At 72.2% G+C, this 19,355-nt stretch carries 16 protein-coding genes and 1 pseudogene; 7 read left to right on the forward strand and 10 right to left on the reverse strand.

Annotated elements, in window-relative coordinates; all coding sequences use genetic code 11:
- Positions 1–15 precede the first annotated feature (15 nt).
- The 3 genes from ATJ88_RS01055 to ATJ88_RS01065 all read right to left on the reverse strand — a co-directional run bounded on the left by ATJ88_RS01055 (position 16) and on the right by ATJ88_RS01065 (position 2,318).
- Entirely contained in the window at positions 16–672 is a 657-nt protein-coding gene (locus tag ATJ88_RS01055; RefSeq protein WP_098462097.1) for a fasciclin domain-containing protein, read from the reverse strand.
- Positions 673–865: 193 nt separating this feature from the next.
- Positions 866–1,429 carry a DJ-1/PfpI/YhbO family deglycase/protease gene (locus tag ATJ88_RS01060; RefSeq protein WP_098462099.1) on the reverse strand — a complete coding sequence of 188 codons (564 nt, stop codon included), beginning with the start codon at positions 1,427–1,429 and terminating at the stop codon, positions 866–868.
- Between the two features lie 115 nt (positions 1,430–1,544).
- On the reverse strand, positions 1,545–2,318 hold the full coding sequence (locus tag ATJ88_RS01065; protein WP_098465037.1) for a thioesterase family protein: 774 nt from the start codon (positions 2,316–2,318) through the stop codon (positions 1,545–1,547).
- 117 nt (positions 2,319–2,435) lie between these two features.
- Here ATJ88_RS01065 and ATJ88_RS01070 point away from each other — a divergent pair, with 117 nt between their 5' ends.
- Positions 2,436–3,461 (forward strand): bile acid:sodium symporter family protein, encoded by a 1,026-nt coding sequence (locus ATJ88_RS01070; RefSeq protein WP_098462106.1) that lies wholly within the window; start codon positions 2,436–2,438, stop codon positions 3,459–3,461.
- 54 nt (positions 3,462–3,515) lie between these two features.
- Here the strand turns inward: ATJ88_RS01070 and ATJ88_RS01075 are convergent, their stop codons facing one another.
- Entirely contained in the window at positions 3,516–4,580 is a 1,065-nt protein-coding gene (locus ATJ88_RS01075; RefSeq protein ID WP_098462108.1) for a LacI family DNA-binding transcriptional regulator, read from the reverse strand.
- Between the two features lie 154 nt (positions 4,581–4,734).
- Between ATJ88_RS01075 and ATJ88_RS01080 the strand changes: the two genes are divergently transcribed.
- From ATJ88_RS01080 to ATJ88_RS01105, 6 genes are all read left to right on the forward strand, one after another.
- The gene (locus tag ATJ88_RS01080; RefSeq protein WP_245852040.1) at positions 4,735–5,985 is read left to right on the forward strand and encodes an amino acid ABC transporter substrate-binding protein; all 1,251 of its coding nucleotides are present in this window, start codon (positions 4,735–4,737) and stop codon (positions 5,983–5,985) included.
- Positions 5,986–5,989: 4 nt separating this feature from the next.
- Positions 5,990–6,874, forward strand: a complete 885-nt coding sequence (locus ATJ88_RS01085) for a branched-chain amino acid ABC transporter permease (RefSeq protein WP_098462109.1) — start codon at positions 5,990–5,992, stop codon at positions 6,872–6,874.
- Positions 6,858–8,123, forward strand: a complete 1,266-nt coding sequence (locus tag ATJ88_RS01090; protein ID WP_245852041.1) for a branched-chain amino acid ABC transporter permease — start codon at positions 6,858–6,860, stop codon at positions 8,121–8,123. The genes ATJ88_RS01085 and ATJ88_RS01090 overlap by 17 nt, the downstream gene beginning before the upstream one ends.
- The gene (locus ATJ88_RS01095) at positions 8,120–8,878 is read left to right on the forward strand and encodes an ABC transporter ATP-binding protein (protein WP_098462111.1); all 759 of its coding nucleotides are present in this window, start codon (positions 8,120–8,122) and stop codon (positions 8,876–8,878) included. Before ATJ88_RS01090 ends, ATJ88_RS01095 begins: the two co-directional genes overlap by 4 nt.
- On the forward strand, positions 8,868–9,638 hold the full coding sequence (locus ATJ88_RS01100; protein WP_245852042.1) for an ABC transporter ATP-binding protein: 771 nt from the start codon (positions 8,868–8,870) through the stop codon (positions 9,636–9,638). The genes ATJ88_RS01095 and ATJ88_RS01100 overlap by 11 nt, the downstream gene beginning before the upstream one ends.
- A gap of 241 nt (positions 9,639–9,879) precedes the next feature.
- Positions 9,880–14,073 carry a PQQ-dependent sugar dehydrogenase gene (locus ATJ88_RS01105; protein WP_098462122.1) on the forward strand — a complete coding sequence of 1,398 codons (4,194 nt, stop codon included), beginning with the start codon at positions 9,880–9,882 and terminating at the stop codon, positions 14,071–14,073.
- Between the two features lie 79 nt (positions 14,074–14,152).
- Here ATJ88_RS01105 and ATJ88_RS01110 read toward each other — a convergent pair whose 3' ends face one another.
- From ATJ88_RS01110 to ATJ88_RS18960, 6 genes and pseudogenes are all read right to left on the reverse strand, one after another.
- Positions 14,153–14,518 (reverse strand): DUF2255 family protein, encoded by a 366-nt coding sequence (locus ATJ88_RS01110; protein WP_098465041.1) that lies wholly within the window; start codon positions 14,516–14,518, stop codon positions 14,153–14,155.
- A 166-nt stretch (positions 14,519–14,684) separates the two neighbouring features.
- Positions 14,685–15,446, reverse strand: a complete 762-nt coding sequence (locus ATJ88_RS01115; protein ID WP_098462123.1) for a carboxymuconolactone decarboxylase family protein — start codon at positions 15,444–15,446, stop codon at positions 14,685–14,687.
- A gap of 42 nt (positions 15,447–15,488) precedes the next feature.
- Entirely contained in the window at positions 15,489–16,526 is a 1,038-nt protein-coding gene (locus ATJ88_RS01120) for a zinc-binding dehydrogenase (RefSeq protein ID WP_211287434.1), read from the reverse strand.
- A gap of 57 nt (positions 16,527–16,583) precedes the next feature.
- Positions 16,584–17,600 (reverse strand): aldo/keto reductase, encoded by a 1,017-nt coding sequence (locus ATJ88_RS01125; protein WP_098462126.1) that lies wholly within the window; start codon positions 17,598–17,600, stop codon positions 16,584–16,586.
- Between the two features lie 182 nt (positions 17,601–17,782).
- Positions 17,783–18,676, reverse strand: coding sequence for an aldo/keto reductase (locus tag ATJ88_RS18640; protein ID WP_170023717.1), 894 nt, complete (start codon positions 18,674–18,676; stop codon positions 17,783–17,785).
- A 216-nt stretch (positions 18,677–18,892) separates the two neighbouring features.
- Positions 18,893–19,306, reverse strand: a pseudogene (locus ATJ88_RS18960) (MFS transporter); the annotation flags it as partial.
- Between the last annotated feature and the right edge of the window lie 49 nt (positions 19,307–19,355).

Consider the following 19,355-nt stretch of genomic DNA (forward strand, 5'->3'; position numbering starts at 1 on the left):
CGACGGGACCGACGCTCAGAGGTCCAGCGGGCGCAGCACCGCGGTGATGCCGTGGGCGATCTGCACGTTGCCCTTGTTGAGGTCCAGCTTGCTGCGCACGAGGAACGGGTTGACGTCGTTGCGGTCCTGGTCCACCAGGCGCACCAGCCCCCACGTCCGGCTGAGGACGTCGACGCGGAACGTCGCACCCTGCGCGGTCGTCAGGACGGCGTCGTCGGACCGCAGCGCCTGACGGGACGTGATCGTCGCGCCGGGGACCACGTGGTAGAGCAGCACCTGCTCGACGGCGTCGATGCCGACGGCCCCGGCGATCCGGTTCAGCACGCCCTCCTCGGTGCGCTCCCACCGGTGCGTGAGGTCGTGGGCGAGCACCTGGAACGCCCGGTCGTTCGGCAGGAACGCCGTCAGCGGGACGGTGCCGTCCGCCAGCACGGCGACGGGGCTGTCCGGCTTGGCGGCCAGCACCGCGGCCACGGCCTGGTCGACGATGTCGTAGTCGTACCAGTTGCGGTCGAACCGGTCGCCGTCGGCGGCGAGGACGGAGGCCAGGCTCGTGGTGCCCGACGGGGCGGCCGTGGCCGCCGGTGCGGCGAGGGCCGCCCCGACGAGACCGAGCGCGGCGATCGACGCGGCCGCGGCGGCGCGTCGGACGGTGTGGCGAAGCGACGTCATCATCGGCTCCTGAGGGTGCGGGTCGGCGACCGTGGGGTCGCAGGGCGCGGTTGCGCCCACGACTCCTGTTCGCCCCGGACCCCCGCCGCGGATGCACACCGCGCGACCGCGGGTCAGAGCTGCTCGGAGACCGGCGGGTCCAGACCCCGCAGGCGACCGTCCGGCCGCGCGAGGTCGGCGGTACGTCACGGGATCAACCGGCCAGGGCCTCGTCGACGGCACCGAGGAACGCGTCGAGGTCGCCCGGGTCCCGGGACGTGATGAGCCGCCACCCCTCGGCGTCGTCCACGACGACCTCCTCGTCGCGCCACGCCGCCGCCCCCGCGTTGCGCACGTCGGTCTGCAGCGACGCGTACGAGGTCAGCGACTTGCCCGCGACGACGCCCGCCTCGACGAGCGCCCACGGACCGTGGCAGATCGCGGCGACCGGCCGGCCCGACCCGGTGAACGCCCGCACGATGCGTGACGCCGCCTGCTCGAGCCGCAGCGAGTCCGCGTTGAGCGTGCCGCCCGGCACGAGCAGCAGGTCGAAGCCGGCAGGGTCGACGTCGTCCAGCACGACGTCCACCGGGACGGTGCGGCCCGGGTCCTTGTCGCCCACGAGGGTCTGCACGGGGTCGGTCGAGGTGGACGCGACGGTGACGACGGCACCCCGCTCCCGCAGGTGCTCCAGGGGGACGACGAGCTCGTCCTGCTCGACGCCGTAGTCGGTCACGATCGCCAGCACGGTCCGTCCGGTGAGGTCGGTGGTCGGCACGATGGCGCTCCTCTCGTCGGGGTCTCCGGTTCAGGCCGCCCACCGTAGGCACGACGGTCCGCGGACCGCACGGCAGACGGCGTCCCCCCTGGTCAGGGCGCCGTGGCCGGGTCCGTCAGGACAGCGGACGGACCACCAGCGACTGCGCGAGCGACCCGAACGCGCCCGTCGTGTCGTGCAGGACGGCGCTCGTCAGCCCGGCGCCGCCCGCCCCGAACGTCACCGACGTGTCCAGGCCCAGCCAGTCGCCGTCGGGCTGCCGGTGCAGGTGGGCCCCCAGGTCCAGGTTCGGGAACGCGACCTTGCGCGGGTCGGCCCGCACCGACATCCCGTTCGCCACGTCCAGCAGTCCCGCCGTGCGGGCCAGCGGCGACACCTCCTCGTCGTCCAGCAGCGGCACGTCCGTACGCACCCACACCGTGCCGCGGCCCGGCTCCGCCAACGAGCGGCGCACCTCGATCGACGCGACGAACCCGCCCGGCCAGTCCGTCGTCGGGTCCCACGCGGACACGTCCAGCGGTCCCGGGACCGCGGCGGGCGCCCCCGCGGCGACCCCGGACGAGTCGGCGGGCGCCGCCAGCCACGCCCGCAGCGTCACCGACCGACGGCCGCCGCACGTCATCTCCGCCTCCACGAGCTCCACCCCGCGGCCCGGACGCAGCACCCGCACCGCCGTCGTCATCGTCGCCAGCGGGTAGGTCCCCCAGATGTCGTAGGACAGCCGCGTCACCACCAGGTCGTCCCGGCCGCGTGCCACCCGGTCGGCCTCGACCAGGTGGGCCAGCAGCCCGAACGTCGGTGCGACGTGCTGCTCGGCGGTGTTCCAGGCGCCCCCGACCTGCGCGGTGGGCTCGAACGTCGTGGCATCGGTGCGACGGAAGTACGGCATGCCGGTCATCCTGACAGGTGGCCGCGGTCGCGGACACACGGCCGTCACGCGACGCGCGTACGCTGACGGGCGCCGCCCCGGACCGCAGCCACGGGGCCCGCGAACGAGAGGACCTTCATGACGCGACGACCCGGCCGGCCGACCTCCTGGTGGCGACACGTGCGGACGTGGGTCGACCCGTTCGTGGTCGCGATCCTCGTGGCGCTGCTCGTGGGGGTCGTCGTGCCGATCCCGGACGGTGTGCGGGGCACGCTGGACGTGGTGGCGGACGTCGCGGTCGCGCTGCTGTTCCTGCTGTACGGCGCACGGCTGCCGACCCGGGAGATCCTGCGGTCCCTGACGAACTGGCGGCTCCAGGGCGGCCTGCTCGTGGCGACGTTCGTCGTGTTCCCGCTGGTGGGGCTCGGGGTGTCGGCCCTGGTCGGGCCCGTCGTGGGCAGCGGCATCGCGGTGGGTCTGCTGTGCGTGTCCCTCCTGCCCTCGACCGTGAACTCGGCGGTCGCGTTCACGTCCGTGGCGCGCGGCGACGTCGCCGGGGCGATCTGCGGCGCGACCCTGTCGAACGTCGTCGGGCTGCTCGCCACCCCGCTGCTCGTCATCGGCCTCATGGGAGGCGCGGTCGCCGGGGACGGCGCTGCGGTGGGCGTCGGCGGCATCGAGAAGGTGCTGCTCCAGCTGCTCGCACCCCTCGTGCTGGGCCAGGTCCTCCAGCCGTGGGTGGGCGACCTCGTGCGTCGCCACAAGGGCCTCACCACGGCCGTGGACCGGGGCACCATCCTGCTCATCGTGTTCACGGCCATCAGCGGCGCCACGGCCGAGGGCATCTGGGACGAGATGTCGGTCTGGACGGTGCTGGTGATCGTCGGGTCGGCCGCGCTGCTGCTCGGCGTCATGCTGGCCGTCACGTGGTGGGGCGGCAAGGCGATGCGCCTGCCGCGGGACCAGAACGTCACGTTCCTGCTCATCGGGTCCATGAAGTCCCTGGCCACCGGCCTGCCGATGGCGTCGGCCCTGCTGCCCGCGGCGACCCTCGGCGCCGTCGTGGTGCCGCTGGTCGTGTTCCACCAGCTCCAGCTCGTCGTGTGCTCGGTGCTCGCGCGCCGCCTGGGCCGGGAGCCGGAGGCGGCCGCGGTCGACGCCTGACCCGCCCCGTCGAGCGTCTCTGAAAGTCCGCCATCGGGCCCCGATCCCGGACTTTCAGAGACGCTCGACGGCGGGCGGGGGCGGGGCCGTCGAGTCCCGCACGACGAGCTCGGCCGCGAGGTGCCGGCGGCGTGGCCGCGCCGCGGCGGGCCGCAGCGCGAGCTCCAGGGCGGCGGCCCCCATGTCGGCCATCGGCAGGCGCACGGTCGTCAGGGCCGGGCTGAGGTCCTGGGCGACCTGGATGTCGTCGAACCCGGTGACCGAGACGTCGTGGGGCACGGACAGGCCGTGCTCGCGCAGGACGGACACGACGCCGGTCGCCATCGTGTCGTTGAGGGCGAGCACGGCCGTGGTGCCCGGGTGCTCGGCGAGGACCCGCCGGGCGGCGTCCCGGCCGCCCTCCCGCGTGAAGGGGGCGTGCACCACCGGCACGGCGGCGGGGTCGAGACCGGCGCGGGCGACGGCCGCACGGATGCCGACGAGCCGGTCGGCCGTGGTCGTGAGGTGCTCCGGCCCGGCGGCGACCACGATCCGGCGGTGCCCGAGGGCGAGGACGTGCTCGCCGAGGGCCTCGCCGCCGGCGGTGTTGTCGGGCAGCACGGCGTCGGCGTGGACGTGGTGGCGGCCGATGACGACGGCGTGCCCCCCGTCGGCCTCGAACGCGGCGAGCTCCTGGCCGGCGTCGGCCTCCATGGCGGCGTCGACGTAGCCCGACCCGGCGATGACGATGACGCCGACGCGGTGGGCGCGCATGAGGCGCAGCTGGACGGCCTCGTCGCTGGGGACGCGCTCGGTGTGGCTGACCTGGACGCTCCAGCCGTGCTTGGCGGCGACCCGGACGACGCCGCCGGCGATCTCGGAGAAGTAGGGGTCGCCGACCTCGTAGACGAGCAGCCCGGCGACGGACGTGGTGCCGCCGGCGAGGGTGCGGGCGTGCGGGTTGGCGACGTAGCCCATCTGCTGCGCGACGTACCGGACGTGGGCCGCGACGGCCTCGGACACGCCCTCGCTGCCGGACAGCGAGCGGGACGCCGTGGCGAGCGAGACCCCCGCGCGCTCGGCCACGTCGACCAGGCGCAGCGCGCCTCGCCCCTGAGACTTCTTCGTCTCCCGAGTCATGCGTCCTCCTTCGGACGATCAAGGATTCCCACCGTGACGCTTGCCACACCGGGCCCCCGCGTCGTACTGTAGCGAAAGCGCTTACGGAAAGCGCTTTCGTACACCGACGTACTCAGTAGGTCTTCACTACGACGAAGTAGGGAGAGACAGCTCCATGTCCCCACGGATGACCCCTCGCCGCCGCACCCGGCGCGCCCTCGCCGCCGTCGCCGGCCTGTCCGCCACCGCCCTGGTCCTCACCGCCTGCTCCGGCGACGCCGAGGAGGCCGGCGGCGGCAGCGGGTCCGACGACCCGCTCGTCATCGGCATCTCCCTGCCCCTCACCGGCGACTTCTCGGAGCCCGGCAAGGGCGTCCAGCGCGGCTACGAGGCCTGGGCCCAGTTCGTCAACGAGGACGGCGGCCTCCTCGGCCGCCAGGTCGAGCTCAAGATCCTCGACGACCAGTCCAACGCCGACCGCGTCGTGCAGGACTACGAGGCCCTCATCGCCCAGGACGAGGTCGACCTCGTCTTCGGCCCGTTCTCCACCCGCCTCGTCGTGCCCAGCGCCCGCGTCGCGCAGGAGTACGGGATGCTGTTCGTCGAGCCCGCCGGCGCCGCCGCCGAGGTCTTCGAGCAGGGCTTCGACAACCTGTTCTACGCGGCCCCCGCCGTCGCGGACGACCACTACAACTACCTCGCCGAGGAGATCCTCGCGATGCCCGAGGGGGAGCGACCCGAGACGGTCGCCGTCGCCTCCATGGACGACCCGTTCGCCCAGGGCACCGCCTACGGCCTGCGGGACAAGCTCGCCGAGGGCGGCCTCGAGGTCGTCGTCGACGAGGTCTACCCGCCGAACACCACCGACTTCTCGCCCATCGCCGCGAAGATCAGCGACTCCGGCGCGGACATGGTCATCGGTGGCACCCAGTACCAGGACGCCGTCAACCTCATCGTCGCGCTCCAGCAGCTGAACTACCAGCCGCAGCTCGCCGCGTTCTCCACCGCGCCCACCAACCCCGAGTTCGCCTCCGCGATCGGCGACAAGACCGAGGGCATCCTCTCGCCGACCGGCTACACCGAGACCGCGAGCTTCCCGTCCAACGTCGACTTCGTCGAGCGGTACACCGAGCTCCACGGCAACGCGCCGGGCGAGGACGAGGCCAACGCGTACACGACCGGACAGGTCGTCGCCGCCGCCGTCGAGGCCGTCGGCTGCGCCGAGCAGGGCGAGTGCCAGCAGCAGCTCATCGACTGGCTGCGCACCAACGAGGTCGAGACCGTCGTCGGGCCGCTGACCTGGGACGAGACGGGCAAGCCGCAGGGCGCCCACCTCATCCAGCAGTACGTCGACGGCGAGATCCAGATCGTCCTGCCCGAGGACGCCAAGGAAGCCGACCTGATCTTCCCCAAGCCGGAGTGGTGAGCACGTGACCACCACGCTCCTCTTCCAGAGCCTCGTGCTCGGCGTGCTGCTGGGAGGGCTCTACGCCCTCCTGGCGGCGGGCCTCACCCTGTACTTCGGCGTCATGCGCGTCGTGATGATCGCCCACTCGGCGTTCCTCATCCTCGCCGCGTACCTCGCCTGGTACTTCAACCAGCAGACCGGCATGGACCCGCTGCTGTCGCTCGTGATCACGGTGCCGCTGTTCTTCCTCATGGGGGTCGGCATGCAGCGGCTCCTCATCACCCGGCTGCGGCCCGCGACGCTCACCATGATGTCGGTGCTCCTCACGTTCGCCGTCGCGCTCTTCATCGAGGGCATGATCGGCTTCGTCTGGAGCGGCACCCAGCGCCGCATCCAGCTCCCGTACTCCGGCGAGAGCATCACGTTCCTCGGCGCCCAGGTCGCCGTCGTCAAGCTCGTCGCGTTCGCGCTCGCCGCCCTGTCGCTCGGCCTGCTGTACCTGCTGCTCAAGTACAGCCGGTTCGGACTCGCGCTGCGCGCCACCATCCAGCACAAGGAGGCCGCCCAGCTCGTCGGCATCAAGACCGACCGGGTGGCGGGCTTCGGCTTCGGCCTCGGCCTCGCGACCGCCGCGATCGGCGGCACCGCGCTCTCCCTCGACGCGACGATCTACCCGTCGCTGCACTGGCACTGGATCGGCCCGCTCATGGCGATCATCGTCGTCGGCGGCCTGGGCTCCATCCCGGGCGCCGCCGTCGCCGCCATGGTGCTCGGCATCGGCCAGAGCCTGCTCCAGGTGCCGCTGGGCACCACGTGGGCGCAGACCATCTTCTACGTCGCGCTGTTCGCGACGCTGATGCTGCGGCCCCAGGGATTCTTCGGAGGTCGCCTTGCCCAACGCTTCTGACACCCGGCCCACCCAGGACGTGTCCACCGGCACGCCGGCACCCGCCGGCCCCGCCGCCACGGCCACCGCCCCGCGGCGGCCCGGCACCGCCCGGATCGTGCGCCTCGTCGCGCTCGTCGTCGGCGTCGCCCTCGTCCTGTCCTTCCCGACGATCGCCCCCAACCCGTACATCCTGTCCGCGGGCGTCGTCGTCCTCAGCTACGCCTGCACCGCCACCGCCTGGAACTTCATGGGCGGCTTCACCGGCTACGTGTCGCTCGGCCACGCCGCGTTCTTCGGCCTCGGGGCGTACGCCACCGGCCTGCTGATCCGCGACGTCGGCCTGCCGAGCTTCGTCGCCCTGCTGCTGGGTGGGGTCGTCGTGCTCCTCGTGACGATCCCCGTCGGCATCGCGGCCCTGCGGGTGCGCGGCGCGTCGTTCGTCATCGTGTCCATCTCGTTCGTGCTGATCCTGCTGCTCGTCTTCCAGGCGTGGGGTGCGTTCACCGGCGGCTCCGACGGCCTCGTCGTGCCCCGCCCGTTCCCCGACCTGCTGCGCCCCGAGCACCACCAGGTGTTCTTCTACCTGTTCGCGGCGCTCCTCGCCGTCATGCTGGTCTGCTGGTGGGCGATCGACCGCTCCCGATTCGGCACCGGCCTCAAGGCGGTCCGCGAGGACGAGGACAAGGCCCAGGCGCTCGGCGTTCCGACGCGCAACTACAAGCTCGTCGCCTACGTCACCTCGGCAACGTTCACCGGCCTGGCCGGCGGCCTGTACGCCCTCTGGTTCGGCGACCTCGACCCGATCTTCCAGTTCTCCATCATGCTCGGCACCTACATGGTGCTCATGGCCCTGCTCGGCGGGGTGCGGCACCTGTTCGGCCCGCTGCTCGGCGCGGTCATCGTGGGCGTCGGCCTGGAGTACTTCAAGCTCGAGTTCGGCGACACCCAGCTCCACCTCGTCGCCACCGCCCTGCTGCTCGGCGTGGTCGTGCTGTTCATGCCAGACGGGATCATCCCGGCGGTCGCGAGCCTCTTCAAGCGGTTCGGCCCGCAGGACTCCTCGATCCGCGAGATCACGGCGGCCGAGCTCCTGGAGCGCAACCGTGCCGCCGCGGCCTCCGCCACCTCGGCCTCCGAGACCGCCGGGAGCGCGGTCGAGGACGACGGGCCGCATCGTGGCGGGCCCGACGGGAGCGCGCGAGGCACGAGCGAGCGGACGGAAGATGCGGCCCGCCGTCCGCGGTCGGGCCCGAAGGAGGACCGATGACCACCACCACCGCACCGCCGACGACCCGCAACCTCGAGACCGTCGGCCTCACCAAGTCGTTCGGCGGGGTGCACGCCGTGCGGGACGCCACCGTGACGTTCCACCACGGCAAGATCAACGCCCTCATCGGCCCGAACGGGTCGGGCAAGACGACGTTCTTCAACTGCGTGACCGGCATGATCAAGCCCGACTCCGGGACGGTCACGTTCAAGGGCGACGACATCACCGGCAAGGCCCCGCACAAGATCGCGCGGGCCGGGATCGGCCGCAGCTTCCAGCTGTGCCGCGTGTTCCCCCGCATGACCGTGCTGGAGAACATGCTGGTGGCCGTGCGGCGCACGAAGGTCACCGACCTGCTGCGCGGCGCCCGCAACGCCGAGGAGATCGACAAGGCCCGCGCGCTGCTCGTGCGGGTCGGCATCGACCACCTGGAGAACGTCGAGGCGCGCAACCTGTCCTACGGGCAGCAGAAGCTCCTTGAGCTCGCCGGGGTGCTCATGGGCGACCCCGACACGATCATGCTCGACGAGCCCGCCGGCGGCGTGAACCCCGCCCTCATCGGGCGCATCGGGACCCTCGTCCAGGAGCTCAACGCCGAGGGCCGCACGTTCCTCGTCGTCGAGCACAACATGGACATGGTGATGAGCCTGTCGCACCACGTCATCGTGTTCGACCGCGGCGCCCCCATCGCCGAGGGCACCCCCGCCGTCGTGCAGTCCGACCCGCGAGTTTTGGAGGCCTACCTTGGCGTCTGACCAGAACCCCGCGCAGGGGTCCGAGTACCTGCTCGAGCTGGACGACGTCCAGGCCGGGTACGGCCGGGCGGCGATGGTGCTGCGCGGTCTGACGATCAGGGTCCCGGCCGCCACGGTCGTGTGCCTCGTCGGGCCGAACGGCGCCGGCAAGTCCACCGTCCTCAAGGTCGCGAGCGGCCTGCTCAAGCCGCGGTCGGGACGCATCCTCGTCGGCGGGCAGGACGTCACCGGGCAGGGACCGCAGGAGATGCTGTCCTCCGGCCTGGCACACGTGCTCCAGGGGCACAGCGTGTTCCGCGAGATGACGGTCGCGGAGAACGTGCTCCTCGGCGCGTACTCGCTGCGCGACAAGGAGAAGATCGCCGAGCGCGTCGCGTTCGTCCAGGAGCTGTTCCCCATCGTGGGGGAGCGGTGGAAGCAGCTCGCCGGCCTGCTGTCCGGCGGGCAGCAGAAGCAGGTCGAGTTCGCGCGCTCGCTCATGGTGAGCCCGCGGGTCGTGCTGCTCGACGAGCCGTCGATGGGTCTCGACCCGAAGACCACCGGCACCGTGTTCGAGCAGGTCGTGCGGATGCGCGACGCCGGCGTGGCCGTGCTGCTCGTGGAGCAGAACGCCCGCCGCGCGCTCGAGACGGCGGACATCGGCTGCGTCCTCGACCTCGGCCGCGTCCACATCACCGGCCCGGCGCCCGAGCTTCTCGCCGACCCGCAGCTGTCCGAGCTCTACCTGGGCGGACGCCCGTCGGGGACGGCGGTCCGCTGACGGCGTCCCACCCCGTCGAGCGTCTCTGAAAGTCCGGCATGAGGGCCCGGACCCGGACTTTCAGAGACGCTCGGCGTCGGAGCAGCACCCCCACCGACCCCCACCGGTGCCCGTGACCTCGAACCGGGCACCGGTGGTGGCTGCGCGCGCAGCCACGCAGGACTCCCGTCGGGCGCACCACGCCCGACGGGTGGCAGTGAAGGCACATCCGGAATCGACAACGACGTTGAGAGGCAGACGGATGCAACAGCGCACCACCAGACCGTGGGCGACCGGCTCACGACGCACCGACCGCGGCCCCGCACCCTCGGGTGCCGCACGACTCGCGGCCGCCGTCACGGCGACCGCACTCGTCGGGGCCGCCCTGACGACCCTCCCCGCCGCCGCGGCGGACGAACCCGCCGAGTTCACCGAGCTGCTGAGCTTCGAGCAGTACGAGCGGACCGCGCTGAACGGGCAGGACGGCTGGACGTCGTCCACGGCGCCCCGCGTCATCGCGGACCCGTTGAACGCGAACAACCAGGTCCTGGAGTCCGTGGGCGGGGGGCAGAAGTCCTACCGGGCGATCCCGCCCATCGCGGACGGGGACACCGGCACGCTGTTCTTCCGGTTCATGCGGACCGGCAGCGTGGACACGTCGTTCGGGCTCACCGACGTCGACGCGCCGTCCGACTACCCGAACAGCCGCGCGTACGTGAACAACCAGAACAACGACGTGATGCTGGTGCGCGACGGCGGCGCGTTCACGCCCGCCGGCGTGTGGTCCCGGGACACGTGGCAGTGCGTGTGGATCGTCGCGGACAACGCCGCCGACAAGGTGACCGTGTACAGCCAGGGCGGCCCGTACGAGGACATCACCCGGCTGCCCGAGGGCACCGAGCGGCAGTTCGGGTTCCGGCAGGCCGTCAACGGCGCGCTGGACCGGTTCTTCTGGATCAACGGGTCCAGCAGCACCGGGCGGCTCATGCTCGACGACGTCGCGGTGGACAACACGGGCGTGAACCTCGGCAACCCGACGGGCAACCCGGCGGACTGCGCGGCCGGGGGCACCCAGCCCGACGCGCCGCTGCTCAACCCGCTGCCGGACCCGGAGATGTCGACGCTCGGCATCGAGGTGACCGAGCTGGCGCAGCTCCCCGAGTCGCACACGACCCCGGCCACGCAGGACCAGCGTCTGGTGCGGCACAACCGCATCACGCACCTCGACGAGGTGCCGGACGGCTCGGGCCGCCTCATGGTGCCGGACAACAACGCGATCCTCTACCTGGTGGACGACGAGTCCGGTGAGTACGTCCCGTACCTGGACGTGCGCGAGGCGTTCATCGACAACTTCCACAACAGCGCGGGCCTCGGCACCGGGCTCGGCGCGGCCGAGTTCCACCCGGACTTCGCCGAGAACGGCCTGTTCTACACGGTGCACACCGAGGCCGGCACCGCGCTGACCCAGGACACGCCCGACTTCCCCGGCTACGGCAACACGGCCTTCCACAGCGTCATCACCGAGTGGAAGGCGGACGACCCGTCCGCCGCGACGTTCTCCGGCACGTCCCGGGAGATCCTGCGCGTCCCGTTCGCCGGGCGCGTGCACACCGTCCAGCAGATCGCGTTCAACCCGACCGTGTCCGAGGGCGACGCCGACTACGGCAACCTGTACGTCCTCGTCGGCGACGGCGGCAACGGCGTCGGCAACGGCAACCCGCAGGACCTCGCCACCCCGCAGGGCAAGATCCTGCGGATCGACCCGTCCGGCGACGACTCCGCGAACGGCGAGTACGGCATCCCCGCCGACAACCCGTTCCTCGACGACGCCGCGGCGCTGCCGGAGATCTACGCCGTCGGTCTGCGCGACCCGCACCGTATCAGCTGGGACCCGGCCGGTGACCACACGATGTACCTCGGGCACATCGGCGAGTGGCAGGTCGAGTCGATCTACGCCGTCGAGCCGGGCGACAACTTCGGCTGGTCCGTGCGCGAGGGCTCGTTCCGCGCCGACAACCGGCAGATCTACCCGCTGCCCGCCGACGACGCCGGCTTCACCTACCCGGTGGCGGCCTACGACCACAACCGTGACCCCGGTCAGACCGGTGACGCGGGCGTGGCCGTGAACGGCGGCTTCGTGTACCGCGGCGAGATCCCCGAGCTGCGCGGCAAGTACGTGTTCACCGACCTGGTGCGCGGCTGGGTGCTCGCCACCGAGGCGGACGAGATGGTCCGCAACGACGGCGACGTGGCGGACCTCGCCACGATCGAGCAGCTCCGCGTGTTCGTGGACGGTGAGGAGACCACCTTCCAGGAGCTCGTCGGGGACAACCGCGTCGACCTGCGGTTCGGCTCCGCCGACGGCGAGCTGTACCTCGTCGCCAAGGCGAACGGGAAGATCTGGAGGGTCACCGGGGCCCGGACGGTCTCCGCGAAGTCGCCCTTCGCCCTGCCGGAGCTCGCCGGGAACCTCGTCGCCCACTACGACTTCGACCACCCCGTGGCCGGGTCGCCCACGAAGGAGGCCGACCAGGGCTGGTCCGGCACGAACATCGACCTCATCAACGGCGGCGTCGAGATGCGCGTCGCCGACCGGGCCTACCCGGGCGCGGGCGAGGCGCTGCAGACGCAGCAGATGAGCCCCCGCACGGCGTCCAACGACGACTGGAAGGCCGGCGTCTACGACGCGAGCGGCGTCGACACCCTCGACGCGTTCGCGGGGACCGACGAGGCCGCCGTCATGGGCTGGTTCAAGCCCACCGGCGACCACCCGGCCCTCAACTCCGGCACGTCCAACCCGGACGACCGGTACAACGCGATCGGCCTCGCGGGCGTCCTCACCGGCACCTCCGACGGCCACGCCGTCCGGGCGCTCCTCGAGGTCATCACCGTGAACGGCGAGCTCAAGGTCGTCGCGCTCGGCCGCCGGGTCGACGGGGCCGGGTCGTGGACCTACGCCGCGGACCTGCCCTGGCAGGACATCCTGCAGAAGGGGAAGTGGGTCCACCTCGCCGCCACGTTCGACTTCGCCGACGGCGAGATGAAGCTCTTCATGAACGGCGAGGAGCTCGACGGCACCTACACGGCGTCCAACACGTGGGGATCCGGGTCGACGTCCGACACCGCACCCGCCGGGATCAAGATCGGCGGCAGCTACCCGCAGAACACGCGGGAGGCCAACCCGTTCAACGGCCGCATGGACGACCTGATGCTCCTCGACGTCGCCCCGACGCCCGCGCAGGTCGCCGCGCAGTACGCCCTGTTCGGCGCCGGCGAGCCCGTCGAGCCCGAGGCCCCGTCGTGCGCACCCGACGGCCAGGAGATCACCGACGTCATGTCGGCCGACGACTGGGCGCCGCGCACCCCGTCCAAGTGGGCGTTCCCCGGCGACGAGGTCGTCCTCACCGAGCCCGGCACCAACCCGAACGACGGCATCCGCCGCCCGTTCGAGTACGCCGTGCTCACCGAGGGCCCCGAGCTCGGGTCATTCGACCTGACCGGCCAGGTCCGGCTCGACGCCCCCGCGTCCGTCAACAACCGTGACGTCATCGTCGTCTTCGGCTGGCAGTCGGACACCGAGTACTACTACGCCCACCTCTCGCAGGACAACACGATCTACGCCCACAACGGCATCTTCAAGGTGAACAACGTCGACCGGGAGCGGATCGACGACCAGTGGGACGGCGCCGTCGGCGCACCCCCCGCGGTCACCGACGAGGAGTGGCACGACGTCCGCGTCGTGCGGTGCGCCGACTCCGGCGACATCGCCGTCTACGTCGACGGGCTCGACACCCCGCTGCTCACGGCGAACGACACCACGTTCGGCGAGGGCCGCGTCGGCTTCGGCTCGTTCGACAACAACGGCCGCCTGCGCGACCTCACCGTGACGGCGGACGCCCCGGCCGACACCACCGCCCCGACGGTGACCGTCAAGACCGGGTCGGAGTTCACCACCGGCGTCGAGGGCGCCTACGGCAAGGTGTCCTTCAAGCTGTTCGACGAGGGCAAGATCGACAAGGTCGTCCTCAACGGGGTCGAGAAGAACCTGACGGACGACGTCTGGTCCGACCTCAACTTCGTGCGGCCCGGCGTGTTCGGCGCCGTCGCCGGGGACAACACCCTCGTCGTGCACGACGTCGCGGGGAACACCACCACGGTGGAGTTCTTCCTCGACGCCGTCGCGCCGAAGGTCACCGTGAAGTCCGGCAGCGACGACACCGTGGGCGCCGACGGCACCTACGCCAAGGTGTCGTTCAAGCTGTACGACGCCCACAAGATCGACCGGCTCACCCTCAACGGGGTCGAGAAGAACCTGACGGACAACGTCTGGTCCGACCTCAACTTCGTGCGGCCCGGCGTGTTCGGCGCCGTCGCGGGGGAGAACACCCTGGTCGTGAAGGACGTCGCGGGCAACGCCACCACGGTGACGTTCGTCCTCGACACCACGGTGTCGTAGGCCGCCCGTCGAGCGTCCCTGGACGTCAGCCGTCGAGACCGTCGTGCTGACGTCCAGGGACGCTCGACCGCGTCCCGGCTCAGGCCGGGTCGACCCGCAGCGTCGTCGCGGCCGCCGTCGGGCTCGTGATCGCCGCGACGGCCGACCCGCCGCCGTACTTCGCGCGGTACGCCTGGTCGATCGCGGCGTCGTGGTCGTGGTCGTCGGTGAACGTCACGTCCGCGGCGACGCCGCCGGACTCGATCCGGCCCGTGCCCGTGCGCTGCACGCCCCGGTACCAGGCACCCTCGGTGCCGCGCACCGACCGGACGAACAGCTGGTCGTCCACGACGACGTGCCACACGATGCGGGGCGTGCGCAGCGTGCCGTCGGGGCGGTGCGCGGCGACGTCGAGCTCGCCCGCACGGTCGATCGCCGCCAGGTCGGCGGGGTTCCAGTCGGTCATGGTTCCTCCTCGGTGTGATGCCGGCAGGTCGACCTGGGCGTCCCTCTGCCCTCGGCCGCCGAACAGCCCGTGGCAGCCCGCGTTCGACACGACGACGTCCACGTGACCGTCGTCGAGCACCGCGTCGTCGAAGCGCTGTCCAGGGGGACTCCTGTGTCGGGGCGGTTCAGTCCTGCGTCGCCGGGGCGACCGTGTCGAGGGCGCGCAGGGCGTTGAGCGTGCGCGGGTAGCCCACGTAGGGCAGCAGCTGGGTGATCACCGCGATCAGCGTCGCGCGGTCGTTCCCGACGCGCACGTTGGCGGCGAAGTGCCCGGCCACCTGGGGGTCCGCGCCGCCCAGGGCGACCAGCATCGACAGCGTGAGCAGCTCCCGCGTCGGCACGTCGAGCCCGCCGCGCGTGTAGTGGTCCCCGAAGCAGTTGGCCGAGAGGTAGCGCTGGACGTGCAGCGTGTCGTCCGGGGCGTTCTCGTACAGCGCGGCGACCGTCTCCGGGCCGACGATCTGCTCCTGGACCGCGCGACCCTTCTCGGCGCGGTCCTGCGGCGTCGTCGAGGACCGCCCGGGCAGCGGCAGGTCGACCCCGCGCTCGACGAGCAGCTCGTTCGTCGCCTGCAGCACGTCGCGGACCCGGCCCATGCCGACGTAGGGCACCGCCTGGTAGACGACCTCCTTCAGCTCCACCGGGGTCACGCCCACCCGCAGCGCGCCGCCGGCCAGCTCCCGGAACTCGCCGAGGGCGCCGAGCGCGACGAGCGCCGCGAGCTGGACCAGGACCCGCGTGCGCACCTCGAGGGGCGCGTCGGCCTGGACGTCGTCGAACGCGAAGTTGTCGAAGTACTCGACCAGCTCCGGGTCGGTCCGTGCGAGGGTCGACGTGCGGTCGCCGAACAGCTCGTCGTGGTGGCGGCGTGCGGCCGGTGTGGGCATCGGTTGCCTCCTGCGGCTGGTGGGTGGTGGGTGGGGTGGTGGTCACGGACGCACGAGGACCTTGATCCGCTCGCGCGAGTCCATGAGCCGGTAGCCCTCGGCCACGTCGTCGAGCGAGACCTCGGCGTCGAACACGGCGCCGGGATCGAGCTCGCCGTTCAGCACCTGGGCGATCGCGTCCTCGATGTACGCCCGCACGGGCGCCGGGCCGCCGTTGAGCGTGGCGTTCTTGCCGAACAGGGACCCGAAGCCGACGGGCGCCTCCTCGTACTGCGGCACGCCCACGCGGGAGATGACGCCGCCGGGGCGGACGATCCGGTAGGCCTGCTCGTAGGCGGGCATGTGGCCCACGGCCTCGAGCACGGCGTGCGCACCCTCGCCGCCGGTGAGCTCCATGACCTGCGCGACGCCCTCGTCGCCGCGCTCGGCGACGACGTCCGTCGCGCCCCACTGGCGGCCGAGGTCCGTGCGGTCCTTGTGCCGGCCCATGAGGACGATCTTCGCGGCGCCCATCTGCTGCGCCGCGAGCACCGCGGACAGGCCGACGGCGCCGTCACCGATCACGACGACGGTCTGCCCCGGCCGCACCTTCGCCATGAAGGCGGCGTGGTAGCCGGTCAGGTAGACGTCCGCCAGCGTCAGCAGCGAGGGCAGGAGCTTCTCGTCGACGTCCGCCGGGAGCTTGACCAGCGTGCCCGACGCCTGCGGGACGCGGATCTTCTCCGCCTGGGCCCCGCCGACGCCGCCCGCGCCGTACCACCCGCCGTGCTGGCAGGCCGTGTGGAAGCCCTCGCGGCAGAACGGGCAGGTGTTGTCCGAGTACGCGAAGGGGGAGACGACGAGGTCGCCCGGCGCGAGATCGGTGACCGCGTCGCCGACCTGCTCCACGACACCGAGGAACTCGTGGCCCATCGGGACGCCCTCCGAGCCCGCGGGCCTGGAGTGGTAGGGGTGCAGGTCGGAGCCGCAGACGCACGCCAGGGTGATCCGCACGACCGCGTCGGTCGGCTCCTGGACCGTCGGGTCGGGGACCTCCTCGACGCGGACGTCGCCGGCGCCGTACATGAACGTTGCTCGCATGGTGGGGAAGCCTCTCGATGGTGCGTGTGCTGGTGCGTGAAGGTCCGCGTGCGCGCCTCAGCGGCGGCGCGCCGCCGGGGTCAGCTCGTGGGTGCCGTAGCTGTCGTCGTCGGGGTTGACCGTCACCCCGGGCGCGACGATCTCGTCGATCCGGTCCAGGACGTCCGCCGGGAGCGTCAGCTCCGCCGCGGGCAGGTAGGACTCCAGCTGCTCCAGGGTGCGCGGCCCGACGATCGCCGACGTCACGCCCGGATGGTTGATCACGAACGCGATCGCCATCTCCAGCAGCGACAGACCGGCCTCGTCGGCGAGCAGCGCCAGATCCTCGACCACGTCGAGCTTGCGCTGGTTCGCCGGGCTCGACATGTCGAACCGGGCCCCCGGGCGGGCAGCCGACGTCGGGGCGGACGCCGCCCCCTTGCGCCAGCGGCCGGACAACCAGCCGCCGCTCAACGGGCTGTACGTGAACGTCCCCATGCCGAACCGCTGCACGGTCGGCAGGACGTCCTGCTCGATGCCGCGCACCAGCATCGAGTACGGCGGCTGCTCGGTGACGAACCGCTCCAGGTTCCGGTCCCGCGACGCCCACTGCGCCTCGACGATCTGCGAACCCGAGTACGACGACGAGCCGATGTACCGCACCTTGCCCTGGCGGACCAGGTTCGTCAGCGCGCCGAGCGTCTCCGTCACGTCCGTGTCCGGGCTCGGGCGGTGCACCTGGTAGAGGTCCAGGTGGTCGGTCCTCAGCCGGCGCAGCGTGCTCTCGACCTCGCGGACGATCCACCGCCGCGAACCGCCCCGGTGGTTCGGGTCGTCGTCCATCGGCATGAAGAACTTGCTCGCCAGGAACACGTCGTCACGACGACCGGCCAGCGCGTCGCCGACGATCTCCTCCGACACCCCCGCCGAGTACACGTCGGCCGTGTCCACCACGTTGATCCCGGCGTCCAGCGCACGGTGGACGATCCGGATCGAGTCCTCGCGGTCCTCGTTGCCCCACGGGCCGAACATCATCGCCCCGAGGGTCAACGGGCTCACCTGGACGCCGGTGCGTCCGAGCGGTCGGTACTGCATCAGAACTCCTCTCCACGGTCGGCCGGAGCCTGCGCCGCGCGTCGGGCGGGTGCCTCGTTCCTCGGCCCCCACCCTGTGCTGCGCTCCGGCTCAGGCCTCGGGCCGGATGGTCGGCCGGAGCCTGCGCTGCGCGTCGGGCGGGTGCCTCGTTCCTCGGCCCCCACCCTGTGCTGCGCTCCGGCTCAGGCCTCGGGGATGTCGCGGCCGAAGGTCTCCAACGTGATCGCCTCCGGCTCCGGCCCGCCGCGCACGCCGGTGTCGAGGGCGTCGATCGCCGCGAGCTCTGCGTCGGACAGCTCGAAGCCGAGCACGTCGAAGTTCTCGGCGATGCGGCTGGGGGTGACCGACTTCGGGATGGCGGAACGGCCCTGCTGCAGGTGCCAGCGCAGCATCACCTGCGCGGCGGTGGCGTCGTGCGCCGCCGCGATGCCCAGGATCGTGGGGTCCTGCAGCGTGCTGGTGTGCTCGCCGTCCCGGTAGAACGTGATGCCGCCGATCGGCGACCACGCCTGCGTGAGGATGCCGTGCGCGGCGTCCGCGGCCAGCACGTCGGGCTGGCGGAAGTACGGGTGCACCTCGACCTGGTTGACGGCCGGCACGACGGTCGTCGCGTCCAGGAGCCGGTCCAGGTGCTCGGGCATGAAGTTGCTGACACCGATCGCGCGGACCTTGCCGTCCGCGAGGAGCTTCTCCAGGGCGCGGTACGCGTCGACGGTGAGGTCGAACCGGCTCGGCAGCGCCTGGTGCAGGATCAGCAGGTCGAGCTGCTCCACGCCGAGCTTGCCGGCGCTCTTGTCGAACGCGTGCAGCGTCGCGTCGTACCCGAAGTCGCTGATCCACACCTTCGTCTCCAGGAAGATGTCGTCCCGGGGGACGCCGGAGCGGCGGATCGCCTCGCCGACCTCCCGCTCGTTGCCGTACGCCGCGGCGGTGTCCACGTGGCGGTAGCCGGTGGCCAGCGCGGCCTCGACCGCGGTGACCGTCTCGTCGGGCGGGGTCTGGAAGACGCCGTACCCGAGGGCGGGCATCTCGACCCCGTTGTTCAGGGTGAGGGCGGGGATCTGGTTCACGGTCATGCCTCTCACGGTAGGAACGGGACGGGTGCGGCGGGAGGCCCTGCTGGTACCCCGCTCACCGGACACCCCTCGAGCCTGACGCCGCACGCCGGCGGCGCTCGGCAGGACGAGGACGACGGCGGCCACCAGTGCCGCGCCCAGCAGCACCGACCCGGCGAGCATCGCCCCGCCGAACGTCGTCGTGACGGCCAGGACCAGGCTCAGGCCCAGCGCGCCGCCGAGCTGGTGGAACGTGTTGACGACACCCGAGGCCGCGCCGGCGTCCGCCGCGTCGACCCGGGCGATCCCGGACGCCGTCAGCGGCCCGAAAGCGAGCCCCTGCCCGGCGCCGATCAGCGCCATCGGCAGCGCCACCCCGACGGCGTACGACGTGCCGTCGTCGATCAGGCCCAGCCACGCCATGCCCGCCACCGCGAGCACGAGGCCCGCGACGAGCAGCACCGGCCCGCTCGTGCGCCGCTGGAGGCGCGGCACGGCGAGCGCGACGACGAAGTTCACCGCCGTCATCGGGAAGTACGCCACCCCCGCCAGGAGCGCGGAGAACCCGCGCACGTCCTGCAGGTACTGGCTGGTGCGGGACGGCGCGGCCGAGGACGGGGCCGGGGTGCGGGTGGTGGTCATGACGTCCATCCCACGACGGCCGGTGCTCGCGGGGGAGTCCCGGACGTGCCCGGTACCG

The sequence above is a fragment of the Isoptericola jiangsuensis genome (genome assembly GCF_002563715.1).
Classification (GTDB): Bacteria; Actinomycetota; Actinomycetes; order Actinomycetales; family Cellulomonadaceae; genus Isoptericola; species Isoptericola jiangsuensis.